The 25,757-nt window shown below is 65.8% G+C and carries 34 protein-coding genes and 1 pseudogene; 17 read left to right on the top strand and 18 right to left on the bottom strand.

All coding sequences use genetic code 11. The features are described 5' to 3' along the window. The 8 genes from QM569_RS08765 to QM569_RS08800 all read left to right on the top strand — a co-directional run. Positions 1–106 (top strand): DUF1010 domain-containing protein (locus QM569_RS08765; protein ID WP_414986883.1); only part of this gene is annotated, 106 nt, incomplete at its 5' end. A gap of 27 nt (positions 107–133) precedes the next feature. After that, positions 134–523, top strand: a complete 390-nt coding sequence (locus tag QM569_RS08770; RefSeq protein WP_414986852.1) for a nuclear transport factor 2 family protein — start codon at positions 134–136, stop codon at positions 521–523. A 243-nt stretch (positions 524–766) separates the two neighbouring features. After that, complete coding sequence (locus QM569_RS08775) at positions 767–955, top strand: DUF1010 domain-containing protein (protein ID WP_414986853.1); 189 nt, start codon at positions 767–769, stop codon at positions 953–955. A 31-nt stretch (positions 956–986) separates the two neighbouring features. Next, positions 987–1,412 (top strand): SgcJ/EcaC family oxidoreductase, encoded by a 426-nt coding sequence (locus QM569_RS08780; protein ID WP_414986854.1) that lies wholly within the window; start codon positions 987–989, stop codon positions 1,410–1,412. 72 nt (positions 1,413–1,484) lie between these two features. Continuing rightward, positions 1,485–1,925 (top strand): MAPEG family protein, encoded by a 441-nt coding sequence (locus tag QM569_RS08785; protein ID WP_414986855.1) that lies wholly within the window; start codon positions 1,485–1,487, stop codon positions 1,923–1,925. A 190-nt stretch (positions 1,926–2,115) separates the two neighbouring features. Continuing rightward, a complete protein-coding gene (locus QM569_RS08790) occupies positions 2,116–2,418 on the top strand; it encodes a hypothetical protein (protein WP_414986856.1) in 303 nt (100 codons plus the stop codon). Continuing rightward, a complete protein-coding gene (locus QM569_RS08795) occupies positions 2,418–2,735 on the top strand; it encodes a YdeI/OmpD-associated family protein (protein ID WP_414986857.1) in 318 nt (105 codons plus the stop codon). Before QM569_RS08790 ends, QM569_RS08795 begins: the two co-directional genes overlap by 1 nt. A 50-nt stretch (positions 2,736–2,785) precedes the next feature. Next, positions 2,786–3,139 (top strand): DUF1304 domain-containing protein, encoded by a 354-nt coding sequence (locus QM569_RS08800; RefSeq protein ID WP_414986858.1) that lies wholly within the window; start codon positions 2,786–2,788, stop codon positions 3,137–3,139. A gap of 59 nt (positions 3,140–3,198) precedes the next feature. Here the strand turns inward: QM569_RS08800 and lolA are convergent, their stop codons facing one another. From lolA to QM569_RS08815, 3 genes are read right to left on the bottom strand one after another with little or no spacing between them, the layout of a single operon-like run. Continuing rightward, entirely contained in the window at positions 3,199–3,831 is a 633-nt protein-coding gene (gene lolA, locus QM569_RS08805; protein WP_414986859.1) for an outer membrane lipoprotein chaperone LolA, read from the bottom strand. A gap of 15 nt (positions 3,832–3,846) precedes the next feature. Continuing rightward, a complete protein-coding gene (locus QM569_RS08810; RefSeq protein ID WP_414986860.1) occupies positions 3,847–6,180 on the bottom strand; it encodes a DNA translocase FtsK in 2,334 nt (777 codons plus the stop codon). Between the two features lie 23 nt (positions 6,181–6,203). Next, entirely contained in the window at positions 6,204–6,881 is a 678-nt protein-coding gene (locus QM569_RS08815) for a Crp/Fnr family transcriptional regulator (RefSeq protein ID WP_414986861.1), read from the bottom strand. A 177-nt stretch (positions 6,882–7,058) separates the two neighbouring features. Here QM569_RS08815 and trxB point away from each other — a divergent pair, with 177 nt between their 5' ends. From trxB to rpmG, 3 genes are all read left to right on the top strand, one after another. Beyond that, a complete protein-coding gene (gene trxB, locus QM569_RS08820) occupies positions 7,059–8,015 on the top strand; it encodes a thioredoxin-disulfide reductase (protein WP_414986862.1) in 957 nt (318 codons plus the stop codon). A gap of 99 nt (positions 8,016–8,114) precedes the next feature. Continuing rightward, positions 8,115–8,348 (top strand): 50S ribosomal protein L28, encoded by a 234-nt coding sequence (rpmB, locus tag QM569_RS08825; protein ID WP_012207163.1) that lies wholly within the window; start codon positions 8,115–8,117, stop codon positions 8,346–8,348. Between the two features lie 11 nt (positions 8,349–8,359). After that, positions 8,360–8,530: a 50S ribosomal protein L33 gene (gene rpmG / locus QM569_RS08830; RefSeq protein WP_008904999.1), complete on the top strand. Its 171-nt coding sequence runs from the start codon at positions 8,360–8,362 to the stop codon at positions 8,528–8,530. 127 nt (positions 8,531–8,657) lie between these two features. Here the strand turns inward: rpmG and QM569_RS08835 are convergent, their stop codons facing one another. From QM569_RS08835 to QM569_RS08860, 6 genes are all read right to left on the bottom strand, one after another. After that, complete coding sequence (locus QM569_RS08835) at positions 8,658–9,872, bottom strand: fatty acid desaturase (RefSeq protein ID WP_414986863.1); 1,215 nt, start codon at positions 9,870–9,872, stop codon at positions 8,658–8,660. Between the two features lie 128 nt (positions 9,873–10,000). Next, positions 10,001–11,275: an RsmB/NOP family class I SAM-dependent RNA methyltransferase gene (locus QM569_RS08840; protein ID WP_414986864.1), complete on the bottom strand. Its 1,275-nt coding sequence runs from the start codon at positions 11,273–11,275 to the stop codon at positions 10,001–10,003. 224 nt (positions 11,276–11,499) lie between these two features. Continuing rightward, positions 11,500–11,817 carry a BON domain-containing protein gene (locus QM569_RS08845; RefSeq protein WP_414986865.1) on the bottom strand — a complete coding sequence of 106 codons (318 nt, stop codon included), beginning with the start codon at positions 11,815–11,817 and terminating at the stop codon, positions 11,500–11,502. Between the two features lie 105 nt (positions 11,818–11,922). Further along, on the bottom strand, positions 11,923–12,315 hold the full coding sequence (locus QM569_RS08850; protein ID WP_414986866.1) for a hypothetical protein: 393 nt from the start codon (positions 12,313–12,315) through the stop codon (positions 11,923–11,925). 30 nt (positions 12,316–12,345) lie between these two features. Next, positions 12,346–12,510: a DUF1328 domain-containing protein gene (locus tag QM569_RS08855; RefSeq protein WP_414986867.1), complete on the bottom strand. Its 165-nt coding sequence runs from the start codon at positions 12,508–12,510 to the stop codon at positions 12,346–12,348. Between the two features lie 112 nt (positions 12,511–12,622). Continuing rightward, complete coding sequence (locus tag QM569_RS08860; RefSeq protein WP_414986868.1) at positions 12,623–14,023, bottom strand: CHASE3 domain-containing protein; 1,401 nt, start codon at positions 14,021–14,023, stop codon at positions 12,623–12,625. Between the two features lie 67 nt (positions 14,024–14,090). Between QM569_RS08860 and QM569_RS08865 the strand changes: the two genes are divergently transcribed. Then, positions 14,091–14,723 (top strand): response regulator, encoded by a 633-nt coding sequence (locus tag QM569_RS08865; RefSeq protein ID WP_414986869.1) that lies wholly within the window; start codon positions 14,091–14,093, stop codon positions 14,721–14,723. A 136-nt stretch (positions 14,724–14,859) separates the two neighbouring features. On the opposite strand, the gene QM569_RS08870 is transcribed toward QM569_RS08865, so the two are convergent. The 4 genes from QM569_RS08870 to gpmA form a co-directional block, all read right to left on the bottom strand. Further along, positions 14,860–15,273: a response regulator gene (locus tag QM569_RS08870; RefSeq protein WP_414986870.1), complete on the bottom strand. Its 414-nt coding sequence runs from the start codon at positions 15,271–15,273 to the stop codon at positions 14,860–14,862. A gap of 109 nt (positions 15,274–15,382) precedes the next feature. Then, entirely contained in the window at positions 15,383–16,132 is a 750-nt protein-coding gene (locus QM569_RS08875) for a HesA/MoeB/ThiF family protein (RefSeq protein ID WP_414986871.1), read from the bottom strand. A gap of 102 nt (positions 16,133–16,234) precedes the next feature. Beyond that, complete coding sequence (locus QM569_RS08880; RefSeq protein ID WP_414986872.1) at positions 16,235–17,671, bottom strand: S41 family peptidase; 1,437 nt, start codon at positions 17,669–17,671, stop codon at positions 16,235–16,237. Positions 17,672–17,716: 45 nt separating this feature from the next. Next, positions 17,717–18,463 (bottom strand): 2,3-diphosphoglycerate-dependent phosphoglycerate mutase, encoded by a 747-nt coding sequence (gene gpmA / locus QM569_RS08885; protein ID WP_414986873.1) that lies wholly within the window; start codon positions 18,461–18,463, stop codon positions 17,717–17,719. Positions 18,464–18,527: 64 nt separating this feature from the next. Between gpmA and QM569_RS08890 the strand changes: the two genes are divergently transcribed. From QM569_RS08890 to QM569_RS08905, 4 genes are all read left to right on the top strand, one after another. Then, complete coding sequence (locus tag QM569_RS08890; RefSeq protein ID WP_414986874.1) at positions 18,528–18,935, top strand: rhodanese-like domain-containing protein; 408 nt, start codon at positions 18,528–18,530, stop codon at positions 18,933–18,935. Between the two features lie 11 nt (positions 18,936–18,946). Continuing rightward, positions 18,947–19,207 (top strand): glutaredoxin 3, encoded by a 261-nt coding sequence (gene grxC / locus QM569_RS08895; protein WP_414986875.1) that lies wholly within the window; start codon positions 18,947–18,949, stop codon positions 19,205–19,207. A gap of 66 nt (positions 19,208–19,273) precedes the next feature. After that, complete coding sequence (gene secB / locus QM569_RS08900; RefSeq protein WP_414986876.1) at positions 19,274–19,732, top strand: protein-export chaperone SecB; 459 nt, start codon at positions 19,274–19,276, stop codon at positions 19,730–19,732. A 57-nt stretch (positions 19,733–19,789) separates the two neighbouring features. After that, complete coding sequence (locus QM569_RS08905) at positions 19,790–20,800, top strand: NAD(P)H-dependent glycerol-3-phosphate dehydrogenase (RefSeq protein ID WP_414986877.1); 1,011 nt, start codon at positions 19,790–19,792, stop codon at positions 20,798–20,800. Here the strand turns inward: QM569_RS08905 and lysA are convergent. Beyond that, on the bottom strand, positions 20,792–22,054 hold the full coding sequence (gene lysA, locus QM569_RS08910; protein ID WP_414986878.1) for a diaminopimelate decarboxylase: 1,263 nt from the start codon (positions 22,052–22,054) through the stop codon (positions 20,792–20,794). The genes QM569_RS08905 and lysA overlap by 9 nt on opposite strands. A 94-nt stretch (positions 22,055–22,148) precedes the next feature. On the opposite strand from lysA, the gene QM569_RS08915 reads away from it, so the two are divergent. After that, positions 22,149–23,060: a LysR family transcriptional regulator gene (locus QM569_RS08915; protein ID WP_414986879.1), complete on the top strand. Its 912-nt coding sequence runs from the start codon at positions 22,149–22,151 to the stop codon at positions 23,058–23,060. Between the two features lie 48 nt (positions 23,061–23,108). On the opposite strand, the gene coaD is transcribed toward QM569_RS08915, so the two are convergent. The 4 genes and pseudogenes from coaD to QM569_RS08935 form a co-directional block, all read right to left on the bottom strand. Continuing rightward, positions 23,109–23,609: a pantetheine-phosphate adenylyltransferase gene (coaD, locus tag QM569_RS08920; RefSeq protein ID WP_414986880.1), complete on the bottom strand. Its 501-nt coding sequence runs from the start codon at positions 23,607–23,609 to the stop codon at positions 23,109–23,111. A 98-nt stretch (positions 23,610–23,707) separates the two neighbouring features. Next, entirely contained in the window at positions 23,708–24,937 is a 1,230-nt protein-coding gene (locus QM569_RS08925; RefSeq protein WP_414986881.1) for an ATP-binding protein, read from the bottom strand. An 88-nt stretch (positions 24,938–25,025) separates the two neighbouring features. Further along, positions 25,026–25,595 (bottom strand): 16S rRNA (guanine(966)-N(2))-methyltransferase RsmD, encoded by a 570-nt coding sequence (gene rsmD / locus QM569_RS08930; RefSeq protein WP_414986882.1) that lies wholly within the window; start codon positions 25,593–25,595, stop codon positions 25,026–25,028. After that, a pseudogene (locus QM569_RS08935) lies at positions 25,595–25,757 on the bottom strand (enoyl-CoA hydratase); the annotation flags it as partial. The pseudogene QM569_RS08935 and the gene rsmD, both read right to left, overlap by 1 nt.

Below are 25,757 nucleotides of genomic sequence, written 5' to 3' on the forward strand. Positions count from 1 at the left end.
GAGGGCTGCGCCCGTCTTCAAAGCTGGGCGCTCCCTTTTGGCCTTCGGGTCTAACTCTGCGCTCAAGCCGACCCGCCTACGGCGGGCGGCTTACCTCGCCCGTTAGGCCTCTTCTAATAAACAGGGACACAAGATGGCAGAACAAGAATCAAGCGGGCTTAGCGCACTGGTCGATGAATACTGCAATGTCTGGTGTGAGCCAAACCCAGAACTTCGTCGTCAGAAGCTTGCCCCCATATGGTCACCGAGCGCGACATACACAGACCCAACGGTTCATGCCGCAAGCAGCGACGAACTCCTTGCTCACATCACCAAGGTCTTGGCTCGTCGCCCCGGATCCAACGTTAAAAGAACGAGCATCGTCGATGAGCATCACGGGTGCGTTCGCTTCGCTTGGCACGTCGTTCAAGCCGATGGCACAGCACTGCCTGAAGGAGTCGACTTCATGGAAGTAAATAGCGAAGGCCAGATTCAGCGGATCATCGGTTTCTTTGGCCCACTGGCGGGGTTGGCGAAGCAATGAGTAGCTCGACTATTGGCGCACATTTCACCAGCCTAACCGTTTGGTCAAGCCGACGCCAACAGCTACGCTGTTGGTGCCCTACGCTTCGCTCCGGCGCGGCTTACCGCGAGCGTTAGTCCCTTCACCCGCCATATTCAGGCCATGCTTATTTCAAGGGCATTTAGTTTCTCAGGCGGTTTTGTTTGAGAGTTTCTGCGCCCTGGCGGTCTTCGCCTGCGAGCGGCTTGCCTGTTCCAAGCCTTTTTGGCCTCCAGCGCTTGTGCAGCAAGCGCCACCAGCTATCATTCTTGCAGCGTTGCGCCGCTTCCGTGGCGCTGCGCTTTTTCGTGGGCCGCGCCCGTCTTCAAGGCTGGGCGCTCCCTTTTGGCCTTCGGGTCTAACTCTGCGGTCAAGCCGACCCGCCTACGGCGGGCGGCTTACCTCGCCCGTTAAGCGCAAAACAATCTACAAGGCCATAGCAGCTATGTCGAAAATGAAAAAACCAGAAGATGTGCCCCTTGCATTCCAAGAATGCTGGAATGCTCACGACATGGAAGCGCTTGGTAGCCTGTTTGACTCAGATGCAACGTTCGTAAATCGCTTTGGCCACTATGTCCGAGGCGTTGATGAAATCGTTGCGTTGCATGTTCCAATACATAAAACGATTTACAGCGACTCTACGCTCAACAATGAGCTGATTAGTGCAACCAAGATTGCTGATGGAGCAGTTGTCGTTCATTTCTGGAGTCGGCTGACTTCCGGTGTAGCTCATCCAGCTGGGCTGCATGAGGTTGATACGTTGATTCTTGCGGTACTCACGAAACAGGATGATATTTGGCGAATTCGGGCGCTTGAGAATGTAACTCTGACAAACCCCAGAACCGGGGAGCCGGTCTTGCGTAGTGCCTGAGAATTCATTCAAGCCGACGCTGCTTCGCGGTCGATTTAATTCAGGCGTCATGCGCCTTAATGGAGTGAAGCGATGAGCCAAACAAGTATTCTGCTTCCCGCTATGGCACTTGCGGGCTGGACGCTCTGCGTTTTGCTCCTACTTCCATATCACCGTTTCAAGGCAGTACGCGCAGGCCATGTCAACGCGCATGACTTCAAACATGGGGAGTCGCCTCGGGTTCCGCCAAGTGTGAGCATTCCCAATCGGAATCTCATGAACCTTCTGGAGATCCCGGTGCTTTTCTATTTCGTTAGCATCGTGATCTTTGTTAGCCAGCTCACTGACTCTGTGGCGGTTGGTCTTGCGTGGTCATATGTCATCTTGCGCGTGCTGCATAGCCTGATACACCTCACTTACAACGATGTCATCCATAGGCTAGTGGCATTTGCAGCAAGCAATGCTGTGCTGGTTGTTCTTTGGCTTCGGGTTGGAATCGCACTTGTCTCGGACAATAGCGCTGCCGGTGCATAACAATTCATTCAAGCCGACTCCGCTTCGCTGCTCAGCTTAATGACTGGCGCATTCAATATCTTGATGCCGTTTTGTCCGAGAAGTGAAAGCCATGTCTCACAAAGCATTCATCCGATGTTTGCGCTCTTTTATGCAACGGCTTTTTCACAGGCTCAAGGAGCTTCTTGCGTTAGTCCCCAGGACCAGGCCCATGGAAACCCGATTCAAGCTGTACCGGGGTGATGATCTTCTGGGGCATATCCAACTGGTCCCGGAGCTGTGCGACTTTCCTTGGTATGGAGGTGTTCTCGAACCGGAACCAGCATTTGCGCCCTATGCCCCACTCTTCCAGCAGGAGCTGCAACTTCTTGCAGAGGAAAAGATGGATGAGTGGGGGCAGGTGCTGGGGGAGATCGAAGGCCCTGGGCTGAGTTTGGTTCCCGTGAAAAGCGGTGTTCCCATTTCTGACTTTCTCATCCACATCAACGGCGTGGAAGTCACGTGGCGCACTTGATGCCTGACCAATCATTCAAGTCGATGTGGTTTAATTCAGGCGTTCGACCTGCAATGGAGATCTCGATGGTTATTGCCAAGAAATCCACCCTCAAGCGCGCCAGGAATCCCATGCCGGCATTCGTGCAAGAAGCGCTTGAAAGCCGGGGACTGATGGACGCTTATAGGGCACGTCCACCGTACCAACAAAACGATTACCTTGGATGGATTAGCCGGGCCAAGCTGGATGCCACGCAGCAAAAGCGGCTCAATCAAATGCTTGACGAGCTCAGTGGTGGTAATAAGTACATGAATATGGCTTGGGCCGGTGGGCGGTAGCCTGGGCACGCGGCATACTGGCGATCCACCCTTAAATTACGGAGCCGCCCATGCCCCTTGCCGCCAACGTCGCCATTGCCCTGATCGGCCTGCTGCACGTGTATATCCTCGTGCTGGAAATGTTCCTGTGGGACAAGCCCACGGGCCTGCGCGCCTTTGGCATGACGCCCGAACAGGCGGCAGCCACCAAGGTGCTGGCGGGCAACCAGGGCCTGTACAACGGCTTTCTGGCCGCCGGGCTGTTCTATGGGCTGGCGCTGGACGACGCGGCCTGGAAGGTGTTCTTCTTGCTGTGCGTGCTGGTGGCGGGCCTGTACGGCGCGGCCACGGCCAGCCGCAAGATTTTGTTCATCCAGACGGTGCCCGCCGCCATCGGGCTGGCGCTGGTGCTGCTTTCTTCTTAAGCCAAATTGGCCTCTGGCGCTTATGCAGAAAGCGCCAGCAGCTCTCTTTTTAATAGCAACTACTGCTTCACCACGTCCGCCCCGGCGGGCGCCTTGAACTGGAAGGTGCCCGCTGGCAGCGCCGCGTTGGCCTGCATGCCGGTGAAGCGGATTAGCGAGCGCTGGCCGAAGCTGTCCAGAATGTCCAGCGCCGCCAGCTGCTCGCCCGCAAAGCCCACGCGCACGCTCTTGAGCTGGCCGTCCTTGGCCTTGGGCGTGGCCTGCACCCACTGCAAGCCGTCCTGGTCGGGCGCGTTTTCCAGCGTGAATTCCGCCTTCAGCGCCGACAGGTCGGGGGCCGAGGCCAGCAGCGCGGCGGGCGTGCTGCCCAGGGCCTTGGCCTGCGAGCGCTGCGTGACCTGGTTCAGGTCCACGTCGTGCAGCCACAGTGTCTGGCCGTCGGCCACGATGGTCTGCTCGAAGGGTTTTTTGTAGGCGAACTTGAAGCGCCCAGGGCGCTGGAACTCGAAGCTGCCGCTGGACGTTTTGGTGCGCGCCGCCTGGCCGTCCTTGGGGGGCGACGTGACGGTCTGCGTAAAGTCGGCCCTGCCGCTCTGCACGCCCTTCATGAAGGATTCAAGGCTTTTCAGGCCCTCAGCGCTTGCCACGCTTGCGCTAGCAGCTATCAAAACGGCAGTAAACAGCTTCTTCAAAACAGGCGCTCCTTGTCATTCATTGCGGGCGGGCACCAGCACTTCGCGCTGGCCGCTGGCCGTGAGGCCGCTGACCAGGCCCGCCTTCTCCATGTCTTCGAGCAAACGGGCCGAGCGGTTGTAGCCGATGCGCAGCTTGCGCTGCACGTAGGAGATGCTGGCCTTGCGGTCTTTCAGCACCACTTCGACGGCCTGGTCGTACATGGGGTCCTTCTCGCCCCCTTCGCCGCCCGCGCCGTCTCCGGTCAGATCGCCGTCGCCGTCCACGGTTCCGCCTTCGAGCACGCCTTCTATGTAGTCCGGCTCCCCTTGTTCCTTGAGGTAATTGACGACGCGGTGTACTTCATCGTCCGACACGAAGGCCCCGTGTACGCGGATGGGCAGGCCCGTGCCGCTGGCCATGTAGAGCATGTCGCCCATGCCCAAGAGCGCCTCGGCGCCCATCTGGTCGAGGATGGTGCGGCTGTCGATCTTGCTGCTGACCTGGAAGGCGATGCGCGTGGGGATGTTGGCCTTGATGAGGCCGGTGATCACGTCCACGCTGGGCCGCTGCGTCGCCAGGATGAGGTGGATGCCCGCCGCGCGCGCCTTCTGCGCTAGGCGGGCGATGAGTTCTTCGATCTTCTTGCCCACCACCATCATCAGGTCGGCCAGTTCGTCGATGACGACGACGATGTGCGGCAGGCGCTCCAGGGGCTCGGGCTCTTCGGGGGTGAGGCTGAAGGGGTTGTAGATGAACTCCTCGCGCGCCTTGGCCTCGTCGATCTTGGTGTTGTAGCCCGCGAGGTTGCGCACACCCAGCTTGCTCATGAGCTTGTAGCGCCGCTCCATCTCGGCCACGCACCAGTTCAGGCCGTGGGCCGCCTGCTTCATGTCGGTGACCACGGGGGCGAGCAGGTGCGGGATGCCTTCATAGACCGACATTTCGAGCATCTTCGGGTCGATCATCAGCAGGCGCACGTCGCGCGCCTCGGCCTTGTAGAGCAGGCTCAGGATCATGGCGTTGATGCCCACAGACTTGCCCGAGCCCGTGGTGCCCGCCACCAGCACGTGCGGCATCTTGGCGAGGTCGGCCACGACGGGGTTGCCCACGATGTCCTTGCCCAGCCCCATGGTCAGCAGGCTCTTGGCCTCGTGATAGACCTGCGACCCCAATATCTCCGACAGGCGGATGGACTGGCGCTTGGCGTTGGGCAGTTCCAGCGCCATGTAGTTCTTGCCGGGGATGGTCTCGATCACGCGGATGGACACCAGCGACAGCGAGCGCGCCAGGTCTTTCGCCAGGTTGACCACCTGCGAGCCCTTCACGCCGGTGGCGGGCTCGATCTCGTAGCGGGTGATGACGGGGCCGGGCATGGCGGCGACCACGGTCACGTCCACGCCGAAGTCCTTGAGCTTTTTCTCGATCAGGCGGCTGGTCATCTCCAGCGTTTCGGGCGCCACGGTTTCCTGGCGGGCCTGGGCGCTGTCGAGCAAATCCACCTGGGGCAAGGGGCTGTCGGGCATGTCGCTGAACAGGGGCTTTTGCCGCTCCTTGACCACGCGCACGCTCTGGGGCACGTCCACCAGCACGGGCTCGATGATCTGCACGGGCTGGGGGTGGTGTTCCTCGATCTCGGTGCGCTCTTCCAGCACCACCACCTCGCGCTCGCGGGCGGCCTTGCGGCCCACGGCCACGTCCTTGGCGACCTCGCGTTTGGCCAGGCGCGACTGCACCAGCGCGTCGATGCGCGCGCCCAGCGATTCGGCCACGTGGCCCCACGAGAAGCGGAACACCAGCGCCGCGCCCAGCACCGCCAGCACGATGCACAGCAGGGCCGAACCCGTGTGGCCCAGCCATTTGACGGACAGCGGCCCCACCAGGTAGCCCAGCACGCCGCCCGCGTGGCCGCCGGGCAGCAGGGGCTCCAGCCGGTACAGGCGCGACCATTCCAGCGCCGTGCTGGCGCCCATCAGCAGCGCCAGGCCCAGCCAGAACAGCAGGCGGCGGCGCAGCGGGCTGCTACCACCGTACACGCCGCCGCGCATCCAGCGCGCCAGCGACGACAGCCAGGCGCGCACGCCCGCCGCCACACACCACCACACCGAAAAGCCCAGCGCGAAGTAGCTGCCGTCCGCCAGCCAGGCACCGAAGCGGCCCGCCCAGTTGGCGACCAGGCGCGCGTCGCGCGTGCCGGAGTTGGAGAAGGCCGCGTCCTGCGCGGAGTAGCTCGCCAGCGCCAGGAGCCAGAAGACCAGGGCCAGCAGGCCAACGACCAGGCCGATTTCATGGCCGAAGCGGGCGGCGCCCGTGCGGGGCGGCGACTTGGCGGCGACGGATGCGTTCAGGGTATTGAGGGAATAAGTCATAGATAAAGAAAGCGCGGGCGAGCTTACCCCAGGGCGTTCAGGCGTTCCTTGAGCACGGTCGCGCCGCTGGGCAGCACCTCGATGAATCGCCGTTCTTCCAGGTCCTTCATCACGCGGCTGACCATCTCGCGCGAGGCGCCCACCATCTTGGCGAGGTCCTGGCGCGAGATTTTTTCCTTGATCACCGGCTGGCCCTGGGTGTCGGGTACGGCGAACTCCAGCAGGGCGCGGGCCACGCGGCCATACACGTCCAGCAGCGCCAGCGACTCGATCTTGCGGTCGGCGTACCGCAGGCGCTTGACCAGGCCGCGCATCACCACCAGCGACATCGAGGCGTTCTCCGTCAGGCAGCGCGCGAACTCGGCGCGGCCCAGCACCAGCACGTCGGTCTGCACCTCGGCGCGCACCGTGGCCGAGTGCGGCTCGTTGTCGATGATGCTCATCTCGCCCAGGTAGTCGCCCGGCCCCAGCGTGGCCAGAATCACCTCGCGCCCGCGTCCGTCCGCGTTCACCACCCGCGCGCGGCCCGTGAGCAGGATGAACAAGGCGTCGGACTTGCGCCCCTGCTCCACCAGCGCCTCGCCGCGCTTGAAGCGGCGCTTGATCACCGCGTCGCTGATCACCTCGGCCTGCGCAGCGGTGAGCAGGGAGAACAAAGGCACCCGGCGCAGCAGGTCCAGGTTGGACAGCATCGTTGACATGAAAACCTCTCCAAAACCTCTCCACATGGGTTCTTACAATCGCCGTGATTGAGAAGGGACAAGCCCTTCAGTGCGGCGAACGGTTGATACTCGGCGGTTCAACCCCAGTTCTTCCTTCTTCCCACAGCGTCCGCCCCACACAGCGCGCGCATCGCCAACAAAACCCAGGCTTTTACCATGACCACCACCCAACACGCCAAAGTCCTGATCCTCGGCTCGGGCCCCGCGGGCTACACCGCCGCCGTCTATGCCGCGCGCGCCAACCTGAACCCGGTGCTCATCACCGGCATGGCCCAGGGCGGCCAGCTCATGACCACCACCGAGGTGGACAACTGGCCCGCCGACGTACACGGCGTGCAGGGGCCGGACCTGATGCAGCGTTTTCTGGAGCACGCCGAGCGCTTCAAGACCCAGGTCATCTTCGACCACATCAACCAGGTGGACTTCAGCCGCCGCCCCTTCACGCTGACCGGCGACAGCGGCGCCTACACCTGCGACGCGCTCATCATCGCCACGGGCGCCTCGGCCAAGTACCTGGGCCTGCCCTCGGAGCAAGCCTTCATGGGCCGGGGCGTGTCCGGCTGCGCCACCTGCGACGGCTTCTTCTACCGCGACCAGGACGTGTGCGTGATCGGCGGCGGCAACACCGCCGTCGAAGAAGCGCTGTACCTGTCCAACATCGCCCGCAAGGTCACGCTGGTACACCGCCGCGACAAGTTCAAGGCCGAACCCATCCTGGTGGACAAGCTCCACGACAAGGTGGCGGCGGGCAAGATCGAGCTGAAGCTGTTCCACACGCTCGACGAGGTGCTGGGCGACGGCACCGGCGTGACCGGCATCCGCATCAAGAGTACGCAGGACGGCAGCACGCAGGACATCGCGCTGCAGGGCTGCTTCATCGCCATCGGCCACGCGCCCAACACCGAGATCTTCCAGGGCCAGCTCACCATGGAAAACGGCTACATCGTCACCCAGGGCGGCTTGAAGGGCTTTGCCACGCAGACCAGCGTGCCGGGCGTCTTCGCGGCCGGCGACGTGCAGGACCACGTCTATCGCCAGGCCATCACCAGCGCGGGCACGGGCTGCATGGCGGCCTTGGACGCGCAGCGCTTTCTGGAACAAAACGAGCTATAATCGTCGGCTTTGCTGGGTTACCGCCACCCTATCTAATACTGGCGAGGTGAGGCGCTCACGTCAGTGACCGCCGTTTTACGAAGAAAGCGAAGTGTCCCCATGGCACGCGTCTGCGAAGTAACGGGCAAGAAGCCCATGGTCGGGAACAACGTTTCCCACGCCAACAACAAAACCAAGCGCCGGTTCCTGCCGAACCTGCAATACCGCCGTTTCTGGGTCGAGAGCGAGAACCGCTGGGTGCGCCTGCGCGTGTCGAGCGCTGCCCTGCGCCTGATCGACAAGAACGGTATCGACTCGGTGCTCGCAGACCTGCGCGCACGTGGCCAAGCCTAAGGAGAAGCACCATGGCAAGCAAAGGCGGACGCGACAAGATCAAGCTGGAATCCACTGCGGGTACCGGCCACTTCTACACCACGACCAAGAACAAGAAGACGATGCCCGAGAAGATGCTGATCATGAAATTTGATCCCAAGGCTCGCAAGCACGTCGAGTACAAGGAAATGAAGCTGAAGTAATCCTTCGGCCTCTGTCCTGCAAAAAGCCGCCCGGCAACTGCCCGGCGGCTTTTTCTTTGCCCCTTTTCTTTGCCCGTAAAAAAACCGCCTTACGGCGGTTTTTTAAAGGATGGATGCGCGCAGCAAATCAGGCCCGGGCGGCGCGCAGGCTGATGGAAAAGTCGCGCAGCGCGGCGATGCCGCTTTCTTCCGCGCGGCGGCACCAGGCCTGCAGGTCGGCCGTGAGCTGCTCGCGCGAGTGCGAGGTGTTGAGCCACAGTTGGCGCAGTTCCTCGCGCATGGTCACCATCTTGTCGAGCGCGGGGTGCGCGGCGCGCACCTGCGCCAGTTGGGGCTGGGCCACGGCAGGCACCTTCTCGGCGTCGCGGTGCAGCCAGCGCTTGGCGGCCTTGAGCACCGACACGTCGGCCTTGCGCGCCTTCAGGGCCGCGATCTCGTCCTTGCACGCCTGGCGGATGCCGCGCGCATAGCCGGCCATGACCTCGTAGCGGTTGGCGATCAGCGCCTCCAGCGTCTTCTCGTCGGCCACGGGCTTCACGTCGCCCCGTTGCAGTTTGGGCGGCACCTTCTTGACGGTGGCCCAGCCGATCTTCTGCATGAGGCTGATATAGAACCAGCCGATGTCGAACTCATAGGGCTTGACCGAGAACTTGGCCGAGGTGGGGTAGGTGTGGTGGTTGTTGTGCAGTTCCTCGCCGCCGATCACCACGCCCCAGGGCACGAGGTTGGTGGATGCGTCCTGCGCCTCGAAGTTGCGGTAGCCCCAGTAGTGGCCCACGCCGTTGACCACGCCCGCCGCCCAGAACGGAATCCAGAGCATCTGCACGGCCCACACGGTCGCGCCGATGGCGCCGAACAGCACCAGGTCCAGGATCAGCATCAGGCCCACGCCCTGCCAGCCGAAGCGGGTATAGACGTTGCGCTCGATCCAGTCGTCGGGCGTGCCGTGGCCGAACTTCTTGAGGGTCTCGGGGTTGGCGGCTTCGGCGCGGTACAGCTCGGCGCCGCGCCACATCACCGTGTCCAGGCCGCGCGTCTGCGGGCTGTGGGGGTCGTCCTCGGTCTCGCACTTGGCGTGGTGCTTGCGGTGGATGGCGACCCATTCCTTGGTGAGCATGCCCGTGCCGACCCACAGCCAGAAGCGGAAGAAGTGCGCGGGAATGGGGTGCAGGTCCAGCGCCCGGTGGGCCTGGGCGCGGTGCAGGAAGATCGTGACCGCGGCGATGGTGACGTGGGTCGTCGCCAGGGTGTACAGAACGATCTGCCACCAGGCCAGGTTCCACAGCCCATGGCCCAGCCAGTCAATGGCGGCGTTCAGAACGGCCCAATCGGGTAACAGCATAGTGATAGCAACTCGAAGAGAAAGAAGAAAGATAGAAGGTAGAAACCCGATTCTAGGGGCGCGCCTGGCGAAACGTTAGGGGGTTTAGGTACTATTTTGCGCCTGTTAGCGCATTTTTGAACGCTGATTTAACCTTTTTTGCCCCAGATGGCGGCAAAAAAGCCATCCGTCTGGTGCAGATGGGGCCACAGGCGCAAATATCCATGGCCCGAGGCGCCGCCGCTGCACAGGCCCGGGGCGCCGTCCACCTTGAACTGCTGCAGCGCCTCGCGCGCGTCCAGGGGCGCAAAGTCCGGGTGCGCGGCGCTGAAAGCCTCGGCGATGGCCTCGTTCTCTTGGGGCAGGATGCTGCAGGTGGCATAGACCAGCCGCCCGCCCGGCTTGAGCAGGCGGGCCGCGCTGTCCAGGATGGCGGCCTGCTTGGCCGTCAGTTCCTCGACGGCCTTCAGGGACTGGCGCCATTTCAGGTCGGGGTTGCGCCGCAGGGTGCCCAGGCCCGAGCACGGCGCGTCCACCAGCACGCGGTCGATCTTGCCCGCCAGGCGCTTGATGCGCTCGTCGCGTTCGTGGGCGATGGCCGCCGGGTGGACGTTGGACAGGCCCGAGCGCGCCAGGCGGGGCTTGAGCGCGTCCAGCCGGTGCGCCGACACGTCGAACGCATACAGGCGCCCCGTGCTGCGCATGGCCGCGCCGATGGCCAGGGTCTTGCCGCCCGCGCCCGCGCAGAAGTCCACCACCATCTCGCCGCGCTTGGCGTCCAGCAGCAGGGCCAGCAGTTGCGAGCCCTCGTCCTGCACCTCGATGGCGCCACGCGTGAAGGCGGGCAGCTTGGCGAGCGCGGGCTTGCCCTCGATGCGCAGGCCCCAGGGGGAATACGGGGTTACTACCGATTTGATAGCTGCTTGCGCAAGCTCCTTCTGCACTTCAGCCCGTTTTTCCTTCAAAACGTTGACGCGCAAATCCAGCGGCGCGTTGTGCGACAGGCTGTCCACCAGGGGCCAGAAGCCGTCGCCCAACTGGTCCTTCAAGGGCTGCACCAGCCAGTCGGGCAGGTTGTGGCGGTGGCGCTCCAGCAGGTCGGCGGGTTTGACGGCATCGCAGGCGTCCACCCAGTGCCTCTCCTGCTCGGTCAGCGCGCTTTTCAGGAAGTCGCGCGGGCCATGGAAGCCCAGGATGGCAAGCCGCCGCTCCTTGGGGCCGGAGCCCGACAGGGCCAGATGGTCGAACAGCAGCTTCTTGCGCAGCACGGTGTAGGCCGTTTCGGCCAGGGTGTTGCGCTCGCGGGGGCCCAAACCACGGTGGTCGCGGAAGTAGCGCGACACCACCGCGTCGGCCGGGTGCTCAAAGGTCAGTGCCAGGCGCACGAGTTCGGCGCAGGCGTCGAGAAGGGCTTTGGGGTGCATGCCCCGATTGTCCCATTGCCACTCCCTGCAGCGTCTGAACGCCGGGGCAGCGGCACAGAAAATATGAATGAAATTGGCCTCTAGCGCTTATCCATCAAGCACTTATAGCTATCAAATTTGATTATCAACGGCGGGGCGGATCACGGCATGCTCGGGCGGCCTGGCAATGAAAAAAGCCAATCCGCGTGGGCGGATTGGCTTCGGCTGGTGGTGTCAGCAGGGTGTTACGGGCGCACCACGATGCTGTTGCGCACCTCGCGCACGTTCTTGGTGTTGCGCGCGATGGATTCGGCGCGGTCCTTCTCGGCCTGCGACTTGGCGAAGCCAGAGAGCTGCACCGTGCCGTTGAGCGTTTCCACGCTGATGGACGTGGCGGCCACGGTCTTGTCTTCGGCAAACTTCGCCTTCACGGCGGTGGTGATGCCCGCGTCATCGACGTAGGCGCCCACGGTCTGCTGATTGCGCGCCACCGAGCAACCCGTTGCGGTGACGATGGTGGCGCCTGCGACGAATGCAAAGGCAAGGGCACGTGCGTATTTCATGGTTTTGTCCTTTTTTCAAGAATGGTTGGAACACGGGTGCTGGGGGATTGCAATCCACCGGCCTGTTGCACCCTCCGTGACCGGCGGACTGTGGAATCTATGGGGTCAATCGACGGATCGGCGGCGCGACATCCACATCAGCAGACTCGCCAGCGCGGCGCCCGATGCGGCGGCGATCGCCAGCGACTTGCCGGGCTGCTCGGCCACGTACTTGCTCGTCGCCTCGGCGGCCTGCTGCACCTGGCGGCGGGCGCGGGCGCTGGTTTCGGCGCAGTAGTCGATGCTGCGCGACGCCAGCTGCTGCGCACGGGCGGCCAGGTCGTCGATGACCGGGTCGGCCTGGCTGCGCAGGACGCGCACGCCGTCTTCGGCCTTGGCCAGCGACCTGTTGGCAGCCTTGCGCGTGGTATGCACGGCGTCCTGCGCGCTTTGCAGCACATCGTCGGCGATCTGACGGGCGCTGTCGGCGGCTTTTTCAGTGGCGGTCTGGATACTCATGGGAACTCCTTCCTTGGATGGGACGGCTGACTAGCCCTTCTTGAGCAGGCCCAGGACGAAGGTCACCACGGCCATGATCACGAAAATGAAGAACAGGATCTTGGCGATACCCACGGCCCCGGCTGCGATGCCGCCAAAGCCAAAGAGCGCGGCGATCAGCGCGATCACCAGGAAAACCACTGCGTAGTGCAACATTGCTTTCTCCTTGTCTTGTCAGGCACCGTCATCTCTGTGCCTGGCTCCACTGTAGGCTGCGGCGGTCGCGCAGGATGCCAGCGCCCTGCGCGCCCACCTGTAGGACCGGACCCTACGCGGGAGAAGGTGGCGATGCAGCGGGCGGCGCATCGTGCTGCACCGGCAGCACCGCCGAGACCAGCGTGCCGCCGCCGGGGCGCGAATGGATCGACAGCCGTCCGCCCGCAGACTCCACGCGGTGGCGCATGCCCGACAGGCCGTGCGACGTGGGCCGCACGGCGACGGGGTTGAACCCCTGGCCGTCGTCGCGCACCTGCACCGCCACGTGGGTGGGATGGGCATGCACGGACACCAGCACCTTGCTGGCCTTGGCATATTTGCCAACGTTGGTCAGGGCCTCCTGCACCATGCGATAGACGGTGAGCTGTGTGGCGTCGGGCAGCGTCACGGGCTCCAGGCTGGTCTCCACCACGATGCCGGCGCGCTCGGCGTATTCGCGCGTGAGGATCTCGATGGCGGCGGTGAGGCCCAGGTTGGAGAGCGACGAGGGGCGCAGGTCCTCGATGATGCGGCGCTTGAGGGCAATGCCGCTGTTGAGCGCTTCCGTCAGGTGCCGCAGGCGCTCGGCCACGTCGGGCACCGAGGCGTCGATCTTGGACTTGAGCCGCGCCACGTCGAGCTTGGCCGCCGTGAGCAGCGCGCCCAGTTCGTCGTGCAGTTCGCGCGCCAGGTGGCCGCGCTCCTCCTCGCGCACCTGCTGCAGGTGGCGGGCCAGTTCGGACAGCGTTGCCGTGCGCTCCTTGACCAGGCCCTCCAGGCGGTCGCGCTCGCTCTCCAGCAGGGCCTGTTCGCGCTGGTTCACCACCCGCAGCGCCCGTACCTGGCGCAGGTACATGCAGAACGCCAGCAGGCCGATGGCAGCGACGGCGGCGATGCCGATGCGCGAAAGCATGAGCGATTGCTCGATCTGCCGCCGCCCCTGCTCGACGTGCTGGTCGGCGTGCTGGATCAGCGCCTGCGCGTGCTGGCGGACCCCCTCCATGTGCTCCTTGCCCACGTCGGTGTTCATGATGAACTTCCAGGCATCCTCGTTGCCCTTGCGGCGCAGCCGCAGGCTCAACTCCATCTCGGCCAGCTTGCTTGCGATCTGGCGCGACAACTGGCCGAATTCCTGCATGTCGTCGGGGGCATCCATGACCAGCCGGCGCAGTCCCTCCAGGTTGGCCTGCACGGTGGCGACGGCCTTGTCGTAGGGCTCCAGATAGGTCTCGTCGCCCGTGAGCAGGTAGCCGCGCTGCCCGGTCTCGGCGTCCAGCATGCTTTGCAGCAGCGTGTTCACGGCCCCGCGCGCGTCCTGGCCCTGCTTCATCTGCTCCACCGCGCCCTGCGAGCGCATGTACCCGGTCTCGTTGATCCCCACCAGCACCAGGGCGGCGAGCAGGGCCATCGGCAGGCTCAACGCCATCTTGCGAATATTGGGCAGCCAGCGCCAGGTGTTTTTGTTGAGATTCATACGCTTGATATTTCTGGATAATGCCGAGGCTTCAGGCGGGCACCATCGCCCCGAGAAAGAAAGACCGATGATCAAGATTGGCATTGTGGATGACCACGCGATTGTTCGTTCCGGCCTCCGGCAGTTCCTGTCGGAGCACGTGGACCTGCGGGTGGAAGGCGAGGCTGCCAACGGCCGGGAGGCCATCGACCTCGTGCGCAACCATGAAATCGACGTGCTGCTGATGGACCTGTCCATGCCCGGCCAGAGCGGGCTGGACGCCCTGGCGATGCTGCGCGCCAAGGCGCCCGACATGGGCATCCTGATCCTCTCTGGCTACCCCGAGGAGCACTACGCGATCAACCTGATCCGCCAGGGCGCGAGCGGCTACCTGAACAAGGAGTGCGAGCCCGCCGAGATCGTGGAAGCCATCCGCACCATCGCGCTGGGCCGCCGCTACCTCACGCCCGCCGTGGCCGAGCTGCTGGCGCAGCAGCTCAACCGCAAGGACGACGCGCCGCCGCACGAGCAGTTGTCGGAGCGCGAGTTCCAGGTGTTCCTCAAGCTCGCCAAGGGTGAGACGGCGGGCGACATCGCCAAGGCGCTGTCGCTGAGTGTGAAGACCGTGAGCACCTACCGCACGCGGCTGATGGAGAAAATGGGCCTGTCGTCCAACAGCGACCTGACCTATTACGCGCTCAAGAACCGCTTGATCGACTGAACACCCCCCTGAGGCCCTTCGGGCCTTCCCCCCGCTCTCGCGCTGCGCGCGGGCAAGGGGGCGACGCCTGTGGCCTGGCGGAGCCAGTTCCACGGCGTCTGCTGGCCTGGCACGCGCCAGTTTCAGGCGGTGGGGGCTAGTGGTTGGGAGTCTGCATGGCAGCGCCCAGGTCCGCCGGGGCGGCGCTGTGCTGAATGCAGTAGTCCACCAGTGCGTCGATTTCATTGGATTTGTCGAACACCGCGTCCACGCCCAGTTGCGCGCAGCGCACGCGCACGTCGGGCGTGGCGTAGTTGCTGAGGACTACCATCTTCTGGCCGGGCCGACGGTTGCGGCACGCGGCCAGCACGCCCAGGCCGCTGCCCTGGCGCAAGAAGAGATCGACGATGGCCAGGTCCCACTGGTCGCCGTGGGTGGCCAGCCAAGCCTTGCCCTCGTCTTCCGCTTCCGCCACGCCCACGGCCTCCACGGACGCCAGTTCCTCCAGCGTAGCGATGAGGTTCTCGCGGATGGTGGCGTTGTCTTCGACGATGTAGGTGCGGAGTTTCACGGTATCTCGGTCCATGCAAGGCAAAAGGGGCACTGGGCGAAGCCTCAATTTACCCGTCTGGGCGCATGGATTTTGCCAGCCGACGCACGCGCGGAACGTAGGAGCATTCCTACCGTTGCCCGCACACCTCGCAGCCCGGCGCGCGGGCAGCGTGCAGGGTGCTCCACTCCATGGTGCGCCCGTCGAGCATCAGCAGCCGCCCCGCGAGCGAGGTGCCCACGCCCGCCAGCAGCTTGAGCGCCTCGGCCGCCTGCATGGCGCCGACCACGCCCACCAGCGGCGCGAAGACGCCCATGGTGGAACACTGCACCTCCTCGAACGCGGCCTGCGGCGGGAAGATGCAGGCATAGCACGGCGAGCGCGCATCGCGCGGGTCCACCACGGTGATCTGCGCGTCGAACCGGATCACTGCGCCCGCCACCAGGGGCTTGCCGTGGCGCACGCAGGCGGCGTTGACGGCGTGGCGCGTGGCGTAGTTGTCGCTGCAGTCGAGCACCACGCTGGCCTCGCGCGCCAGGGCGTCGAGCATCTCGGCGTCGGCCCGCGCCTTGAGCGGCACGGTGTACACCTCGGGGTTGATCGCGGCCATGGCCGCCGCCGCCGACTCCACCTTGGGCTGCCCGACGCGGGCCGTGGTGTGGGCGATCTGGCGCTGCAGGTTGGTGAGGTCCACCACGTCGCCGTCCACCAGCGTGATGCGCCCCACGCCCGCAGAGGCCAGGTAGAGCGCGGCGGGCGAGCCCAGCCCGCCCGCGCCGATGACGACGGCGTGCGCGGCCAGCAGGCGCTCCTGCCCCTCGATGCCGATCTCGTCGAGCAGGATGTGGCGGGAATAGCGCAGGAGCTGGTCGTCGGTCATGCAGCAGAAATACAAGCCAAATTGGCCTCCAGCGCTTATTGAGAAAGCGCGAGCAGCTATCAATACAGGAGCAAAATTGCCGCCGTACCGACGACCAGGGCGTCAGTTCTCTTTCTTCTCTTCCTTGCGCTCGGTCAGCGTCTTGCTCACCAGGACGGGGCGGCCCTTGAGCTGGTTGAGCGCCTGCGCGAGCTGGAAGTCCTTGTCGGTGCCGAACTCGGGCAGCTTGCGCTCGGCAACGGGCTTCTTGGCCTCTTCTTCCATGCGCTTGAGGGCGTCCTCGCGTGCCTTCTCGCGCGCCGCGTCCTTCTTTTCCTCACCCTGGCCGCTGCCCAGGTGCTTGTCCAGGTCCGCCTCGCGCATGCGCAGGGCGGCGAAGGGGTTGCCCTCCTCGGACTCGTCCACCATCACGTCGGGCACGATGCCCTTGGCCTGGATGGACTTGCCGCTCGGCGTGTAGTAGCGCGCCGTGGTCAGCTTGATGCCGGTGTCGGGGCCCAGCGGGCGCACGGTCTGCACCGAGCCCTTGCCGAAGGTCTGGCTGCCCATGATGGTGGCGCGCTTGTGGTCTTGCAGCGCTCCGGCCACGATCTCGCTGGCCGAGGCGGAGCCTTCGTTGACCAGCACCACCAGCGGAACGGACTTGAGCGCGGCGGGCAGCCTGCGCAGCGGGTCGCCGCCGCCGCGGCGCTGGTAGTAGTCGGGCGAAGCCTTGTAGGTGGCCTTGCTGTCGGCCAGCTGGCCGTTGGTGGAGACCACCGTCACGTTCTCGGGCAGGAAGGCAGCCGAGATGGCGACGGCGGCGTCGAGCAGGCCGCCCGGGTCGTTGCGCAGGTCGAGCACCAGGCCCTTGAGGCTGGGGTCTTGCTTATAGACTTCCTCCACCTTGCGCACGAAGTCGTCCACCGTGCGCTCCTGGAACTGCGACAGGCGGATCCACGCATAGCCGGGCTCGATCACCTTGCCCTTGACGGACTGCGTCTTGATCTCCTCGCGCGTGATGGTCACGGGGAAGGTGCGGTTCTCGTCCTTCCTGAAGATGGTGAGCATGACCTTGGTGTTGGGCTCGCCGCGCATGCGCTTGACGGCGTCGTTGAGCGACAGGCTCTTGACCGCCGTGTCGTCGATCTTGGTGATCAGGTCATTCGTCTTGAGCCCGGCGCGGAACGCGGGCGAGCCCTCGATGGGCGAGACGACCTTGATGAGCCCGTCCTCCTGCGTGATCTCAATGCCCACGCCCACGAAGCGGCCCGACGTGCCCTCGCGGAATTCCTTGAACGACTTCTTGTCGAAATACTGCGAGTGCGGGTCGAGGCTGGACACCATGCCCGAGATGGCGTCGGTGATGAGCTTCCTGTCGTCCACCGGCTCCACGTAGTCGGTCTTGACCAGGCCGAACACCGCCGACAGCTGCTGGATCTCCTCCAGCGGCAGCGGCGTCATGGCGCCGCGCGCCACGGTTTGCAGCGACACGGTGGTCAAAGCCCCGGCGACCACGCCGACCGAAATCCACCCTGCAATCTTGAGTTTGTGGCCCATACAGCACCTCGAAATTATTACGCCCTTGGAAGGGGCCTGCCCGTTTCAGTTCCCCTTGCCCTGCGACGCCACCGCCGCAGCGGCCCGGGTCGCCGCCTCGGCATCGCCCAGATAGTAGTGCCGGATGGGCTTCAGGTCGGCGTCCAGCTCGTAAACCAGCGGAATCCCGTTGGGAATGTTCAGGCCCACGATGTCGGCGTCGGAGATGCCGTCCAGGTACTTCACCAGCGCGCGGATGGAGTTTCCGTGCGCGGCCACCACCACGCGCTGGCCGCAGCGGATGGCGGGCGCCATGGCCTCGTTCCAGAACGGCAGCACGCGGGCCACGGTGTCCTTCAGGCACTCGGTCAGGGGCACGCAGCCCTCGGCCAGACCGGCGTAGCGGCGGTCGCCGCGCTCGCTGCGGGGGTCGGCGGCCTCCAGCGCCGGGGGCGGCGTGTCGTAGCTGCGGCGCCAGACCAGCACCTGCTCCTCGCCGTACTGCTTGGCCATGTCGGCCTTGTTCAGCCCCTGCAGCGCGCCGTAGTGGCGCTCGTTCAGGCGCCAGTCCTTGACCACGGGCAGCCAGGTGCGGTCCATCTCGTCCAGCGTGTGCCACAGGGTGCGGATGGCGCGCTTGAGCACGCTGGTGTAGGCCACGTCGAACTCGTAGCCCTCGGCCTTGAGCAACTGGCCTGCCGACTTGGCCTGCGCGACGCCGGTGGGCGTCAGGTCCACGTCGGTCCAGCCGGTGAAGCGGTTTTCGAGGTTCCAGGTGGATTCGCCGTGGCGGATCAGGACGAGCTTGTGCATGGATTCCCTAGGGTCAAAACCCGGCATTTTAGAATTGCCGGGTCAGACAACCCTAGGAATCTTCGTGAAATTCATCATCGACAACTGGTACCTCGTCTTCGTCGCGCTGGCCTCGGGCGGCATGCTGCTGTGGCCCACGTTCAAGAGCGCCAGTGGCGGCAGCCTCACGCCCGCCGGGGCCGTGCAGCTCATCAACCGTGAAAAGGCCGTGGTGATCGACGTGTGCGAGGCCGACGAGTTCGCCGCGGGCCACGTGGGCGGCGCCAAGCACATTCCGCTGAACCAATTGGAAGAACGCCTGCCCGCCGTGGTCAAGAACAAGGCCCTGCCCGTGGTGCTGGTGTGCGCCAGCGGCGCGCGCTCGAACCGCGCCGTCGGCATCGCCAAGAAGCTGGGCTACGAGAACGCCCAGTCCATGGCGGGCGGCCTGAAAGCCTGGCGCGAGGCCAGCCTGCCCGTCGAGAAAGCGTAAGGAGAGCGACCATGCAGCCCGTGAAGATGTACACCACCGCCGTCTGCCCCTACTGCATCCGCGCCAAGCAGATCCTCAAATCCAAGGGCGTGGAGCAGATCGAGGAGATCCGCATCGACGCCGACCCCGCCGCGCGCCAGCACATGATGGAGATCACCGGCCGGCGCACCGTGCCGCAGATCTTCATCGGCGACACGCACGTGGGCGGCCATGACGACCTGGTGGCCCTGGACGGGCGCGGCGGCCTGATGCCCTTGCTCGGCGCTGCATAATCCACCCATGCGCCCGCTGGCCTCCAGCGGGTTTTGTTTTTGTTAACGAGAGACTTCACTCACACCATGGCCGACCAAGAGAATCCCGTCTTCCAGATCCAGCGCATCTACCTGAAGGACCTGTCGCTGGAGCAGCCCAACTCCCCCGCCATCCTGCTCGAACAGGAGCAGCCCAGCGTGGACATCCAGCTCGGCGTGGAAGCCGCGCCCGTGGCCGACGGCATCTACGAAGTGGCCGTGACGGCCACCGTGCAGACCAAGATCAAGGACAAGACCGTGTTCCTGGTCGAAGCCAAGCAGGCGGGCATCTTCGAGATCCGCAACCTGCCCGAAGACCAGATGGGCCCGGTCATGGGCATCGCCTGCCCGCAGATCGTCTATCCCTACCTGCGCGGCAACGTGGCGGACGCGATCACCCGCGCAGGCTTTCCGCCCGTACACCTGACCGAGATCAACTTCCAGGCCATGTACGAGCAGCAGCAGGCCCAGGCGGCGGGCGAAGCCTCGCCGATCATCACGCAGTAAGCACAAAAATAGAGGCCAAATCGGCCTCTAGCGCTTTATGGACAAGCGCAAGCAGCTATGAAAATCATAGTCCTCGGCGCGGGTGCCTGGGGTTCCGCCCTCGCCATGAGCGCGGCCCAGCACCCCGGCGGCCACGCCGTCACGCTGTGGGCGCGCGACGCGGCCCAGGCCGCCAGCCTGCGCGCCGCGCGGCAGAACGCCCGCTATTTGCCGGGCATTGCCTTTCCCCCTTCCCTTGCCGTGGCCGATGGCGGTTTCGCCGCGCTGCTGCCCGGTGCCAGCCTGGTCATCGTCGCCACGCCCATGGCGGCGCTGCGCGGCATGTTGCAGGCGCTCTCCGGCTGCGCCGCGCCCGTGGCCTGGCTGTGCAAGGGCTTCGAGGCGGCGGCGGAATCTTCAGGGTCTTTTGGGCTGCTGGCCCATGAAGTACAAGCGCAAGCAGCTCCAAGTTTGATAGCAGGCGTATTCAGCGGCCCCAGCTTCGCGCAAGAGGTGGCTCTGGGCCAGCCCACCGCCCTCGTCGCCGCCAGCCCGCATGCCGCCGTGCGCGACGCGCTGGTGGCGGCCTTCCACAGTCCCAGCGTGCGCGTGTACGCCAACGAGGACATCGTGGGCGTGGAAGTGGGCGGCGCTGTAAAGAACGTTCTGGCGATAGCCACCGGCCTGTGCGACGGCCTTGCGCTGGGCTTGAACGCCCGCGCCGCCCTGGTCACGCGCGGCCTGGCCGAGATGACGCGCCTGGGCCTGGCGCTGGGCGCGCGACCCGACACCTTCATGGGCCTGTCGGGCCTGGGCGACCTGGTGCTGACCGCCACCGGCGACCTGTCGCGCAACCGCCGCGTGGGCATGCTGCTGGCCCAGGGCCGGACGCTGGCGCAGGCGGTGGAGTCGCTGGGCCACGTGGCCGAGGGCGTCTATAGCGCCCGCACCGTGGCGCAGCGCGCCGAGGCGCTGGGCGTGGACATGCCCATCGCCCGCGCCGTGGTCGCGCTGCTGGACGGGCGGTTGCAGCCCCAAGAGGCCGTCGCCCGGCTCATGGGCCGCGGCCCGGCACAAGAACTACTCTAGGCCCTGCTCCAGCGCCAACAGTTCGTCCACCGTCTGGCGGCGGCGGATGAGGCGGGCCTGGCCGCCGTCCACCAGCACCTCGGCAATCAAAGGCCGCGTGTTGTAGTTCGATGACATCGACGCGCCATACGCGCCCGTGTCGTGGATCACCAGCAGATCGCCCACGCCCGCTGCGGGCAGATCGCGCGGCAGCACCACGCCGCCGTCGCCCTGCGTGAACACGTCGCCCGACTCGCACAGCGGCCCGGCCACCACGGTGGGGCGGCCCGCGCCCGCCGCAGCGCCGTCGCGCCGCAGCACGCTCATGGCGTGGTAGCTGCCGTACATGGACGGGCGCATCAGCTCGTTGAAGCCCGCGTCCACCAGCACGAAGTGGTTGCTGCCCACGTCCTTGGCGGCGCACACTTCGGTCAGCAGCACACCCGATTCGGCCACCAAAAAGCGCCCCGGCTCGATCTCCAGCCCCAGCCGGTGACCCACCACGGCCTCGGCCTGCTGGCGCGCCGCGTCCCACAGGCCGTGGTAGTGCTGCGTGTCCACCACGGGGTCGCCGCTGCGGTACGGAATGGACAGGCCGCCGCCCGCCGAAATCGCCTGCAGGTCATGCCCCGCCGCGTGCGCGCTGCGCACCAGGCCCACCATGGCGCCGCAGACTTCGGACAAGTGGCCGTAGTCCACGCCCGAGCCGATGTGCATGTGCAGCCCCACCAGCGTCAGCCCATGTTGCTTGATCGCCGCCAGCGCGGCGGGCAGGTCGCTGTGCCAGATGCCGTGCTTGCTGTGCTCGCCGCCCGTGTTGGTCTTGTTGCTGTGCCCGTGGCCGAAGCCCGGGTTGATGCGCAGCCACACCGCATGGCCCGGCGAGCGCTGGCCCAGTTGGTGCAGCATGTCGATGGAGCCCGCGTTCACCGGCACGCCGTGCTGCACCACGCAGTCCAGCGTGGCGGCGTCGAACAGGTCGGCGGTGAAGACGATCTCGGACGGCTTTTCCTCCAGGCCCTTGCCCGCCGTGTAGCCAGCGGCCAGCGCCCGCAGGATCTCGCCGCGCGAGACGGCGTCCACCTTCACGCCCTGCCCGCGCATCAGTTGGAGGATGTGGATGTTGGAGCACGCCTTCTGCGCAAAGCGCACGGTCTCGAAGTTGGACACCTGCGCGATGCGCTGGCGGATGGTGGCGGCGTCATAAACCCAGGTGGGTGTGCCGAACTGCGCGGCCAGGGCCAGGAGCTGGGCGGGCGAAAAGGGGTTGGACATGGGCGGGTTCCTGGAAAGCAGCAAAACCGCGATCATGCCAAGCGCCTATCATTCAATCCAATGCTTTCTTGCATGGCATTCATTCACATTGGATATGGATAACCGCATCACCCACCGCCACATCGAAGTCTTTCGCGCCGTGATGGCCGCAGGAAGCGCCACGGGCGCGGCCGACCTGCTGCACAGCTCGCAACCTACGGTGAGTCGTGAGCTGGCGCGGCTCGAATCCCTGCTGGGCTACGCCCTGTTCGAGCGCGCGCAGGGCCGCCTGCGCCCCAACGCCCGGGCCCTGGCGCTGTGGGACGAGGTGCAGCGATCCTGGCAGGGCCTGGAGCGCGTGGTGGAGCGCGCCGTGGCGCTGGGCCGCGACGACGCCGTGCAGCTGTCGGTGCTGTGCCTGCCCGCCCTGGCCCACGCCCTGCTGCCCGGCGCGGCCGCGCGGCTGATGCAGGCGCTGCCGCACGCGCGCCTGTCCGTCACGCCGCAGGAGCCGCCGCTGCTCGAAGAATGGATGAGCGCCCAGCGCTTCGACCTGGGCCTGAGCGAGCAGAGCGCCGCCCCGCCCGGCACGCGCGCCGAGGTGCTGCTGACGCTGGACGAGGTGGCCGTGCTGCCCGCCGCGCACCCGCTGGCGCAGCGCTCGGTGCTCGATCTGGCCGATTTCGCGGGCGAGCCCTTCGTCAGCCTCTCCGCCGACGACCCCTACCGCCGCCTGATCGACGCGCGCTTTGCCCAGGCCGGGGTGGCCCGCAGCCTGCGCGTGGAAACCCACAGCGCCGCCGCCGTCTGCGCCATGGTGCAGCAGGGGCTGGGCATTGCCATCGTGAACCCGCTCACGGCCCTGGCCGCAGCCAATGAGCGCCTGGCGCTGCGGCGGCTGGCCTTCTCCATACCCTTCAGCGTGGCGGCGCTGCTGCCGCTGTACCGCCCGCCGCTGCCCGAGGTGGCGCCCATGCTGGACGCGCTGCGGGCCGAGGTGGCACAGATCAAGCTATCATTTAAATAGCTATAAGCGCTTATACAGTAAGCGCTGGAGGCCGATTTGGCTTGAAAATCAGGAAGTCGGCAGGCTGCGTACCTTGACCGCCAGCCGCTCCTGCACCGAGGGCGAGACGAACTTGTGGACCTCGCCGCCCAGCACCGCGATCTCGCGCACGAAGGTGCTGCTGATGAACTGGTACTTGTCGCTGGGCGTGAGGAACACCGTCTCCACCTGCGGCATCAGCGTGCGGTTCATCCCCGCCAGTTGAAACTCGTAGTCGAAGTCCGTCACCGCGCGCAGGCCGCGCACCATGGCCTTGCCGCCGCGCGCGACGACGAAATCGCGCAGCAGGCCGCTGAAAGGCTCGACCTGCACCTGCGGGTACATCTTGACGGCCTCGCGCACCATCTCGATGCGCTCGTCCAGCGTGAACAGCGTCTTCTTGTGGTGCCCCGCCGCCACGGCCACGATCACACGCTCGAACAACTGCGTGGCCCTGCGCACCACGTCCTCATGGCCCAGGGTGATGGGGTCGAAGGTACCGGGGTAAACGGCGAGCACGTTCTGGGCCATGGTTGCTTGTCTCCTGTCTGGCGGATTAGTGGTGGCCACAGGCCCCTGCAAGACAGGCCGCCGGGCCGCGTGCGCGCATTATGCAGTGCGGTGCAACATCAGCCCCACAGCGCCGACAGCGGCACCGCCGCCAGCCTTTCGCCAAAGTGAACGCAGTCGGTGCCGTCGTACAGCACCACGCCATAAGCGAACCGGCCCTGGCACGCATCGGCCAGGGTGCGCAGGCCGCCGAAGTCGGCAGCGCGCACGGTGGCCGATGCCTTGACCTCGATGCCCGCGACCATGCCATCGTCGCGCTCCAGCACGATGTCCACCTCGCGCATCTGCGCGTCGCGGTAGTGGTAGGGCGTGAGCCGCAAATCGGATGCTGCCATGAGCTTGAGCACCTCGGCGAACACGAAGGTCTCCAGCAGCGCGCCAAAGGCTTCGCGGTCGGCCTGCACGCGCGCCAGGCCCAGGCCGCGCGCGGTGGCCAGCAGGCCGGAATCGACGAAGTGCAGCTTGGGCGTCTTGGTGATGCGCTTGGCCGCGTTGGTGTACCAGGGCGGCAGGGTGCGCACCAGGAAGATCTGCTCCAACAGGCCCAGGTAGCGCTGCGCCGTCTTGTGCGTGACGCCGATGCCCGCGCCGAATTGCGAGTGGTTGACCAGCCGCCCCGAGTGCTCGGCCAGCAGGCGCACGAAGCGCGGCAGCTCTGTGATTTTTTCCACGTCGGCAATGTCGCGCAGGTCGCGCGTCAGCACCGAGTTGAGGTAGGCGCGCGCCCAGTCCTGGCGCCTGCGCTCGCTCTCGCGGGCGATGGCTTCGGGGAAGCCGCCTTGCAGCACGGTGCGCACCAGGTCATCGCCCAGCACGGCCTGCCGCACGGTGGGCCATGAACCCTCGAACAGACGATCGAGAAACGTGGGCGCGGCCTGGCCCGCGATCTCGGCCTGGGCCAGCGGCAGCATGGGGATGGTCTCCATGCGCCCGGCCAGGCTGTCGGCCACGCGCGGCAGGGTCATCACGTTGGCCGAGCCGGTCAGCAGGAAGTGGCCGGGGCGCCGGCTTTCATCGACACGCTTCTTGATGGCCAGCAGCAGCTCGGGCACGCGCTGCACCTCGTCGATGATGACTGCCGCGCCTTCCAGCCCCCGGACGTAGCCCACCGGGTCGGAACGCGCCGCATCCAGCGCCGTCTGGTCGTCGAGGGTGACGTAGGTTCTGTCCGGCCCCTGCATGCCGCGCACCAGCGTGGTCTTGCCGCAGCGGCGCGGCCCGGCCACCAGCACCACGGGGGTGTCCGCAAGGGCTTCGCGCACACGGTGCGCTGCGAATCGCTCGTACATGCCATCCCCTTGAAATTTGGGATCATACGGCATGTTAATTGGTAATTTATCGAATGATATTTGGGAATCAATGATCGGATAATTGGGATCATGCCCTGCGCAGCAGATGCGCATGCACCGCGCCCGCCTTGAGGTGGCGGTGCGCCTGCAAGCCCGCCGCCGCCAGCGCCTCTGCGGTGCATTGCGCGGGCGCTTCCAGGTAGATGAAGCCGTCTTGCGCCACGGCCTGCGCGGCGGCGTGCAGGGCGGGGGCGAACAGGTCGGCCTGGCCGAAGGGCGGGTCGAGCAGCACCAGGTGCAGGCTGCCGGGCGCGGCCTGGCGCAGCGCCGCGATGCCGTCGCCGCGCTGCACGCGCACGGCGTCGGCCTTCAGGCGCTGGCGGGTGGTTTCAAGTTGCGCGGCCAGTTGGGCATCGCTCTCCACCAGCAGCACCTGCGCCGCGCCACGCGATGCGGCCTCCAGGCCCAGCGCGCCGGTGCCCGCGAAGGCGTCCACGCAGCGCCAGCCGGTCAAATCCTGCCCCAGCCAGTTGAACAGCGTCTCGCGCACACGGTCGGGCGTGGGGCGCAGGCCGGGCTTGTCGGCCACGGGCAGGCGGGTGCGCTTCCACTGGCCGCCGATGATGCGGACCTCGCGCGGCGGCGCGGCGGCGGGCATCAGCGGCCCGTGAAGCGCGCCGGCCGCTTCTCGATGAAGGCGCGCACGCCCTCGGCCGCGTCCTCGCTGCTGGCCAGCACCTTCTGCACCGGCACGAAGTCGGCCACGGCGGCGGCCTGGCCCAGCTCGATGGCCTTGAGCACGTTCAGCCGCGTCGCGACC

It is taken from the genome of Acidovorax sp. (assembly GCF_047607405.1).
Lineage (GTDB): Bacteria > Pseudomonadota > Gammaproteobacteria > Burkholderiales > Burkholderiaceae_C > Acidovorax.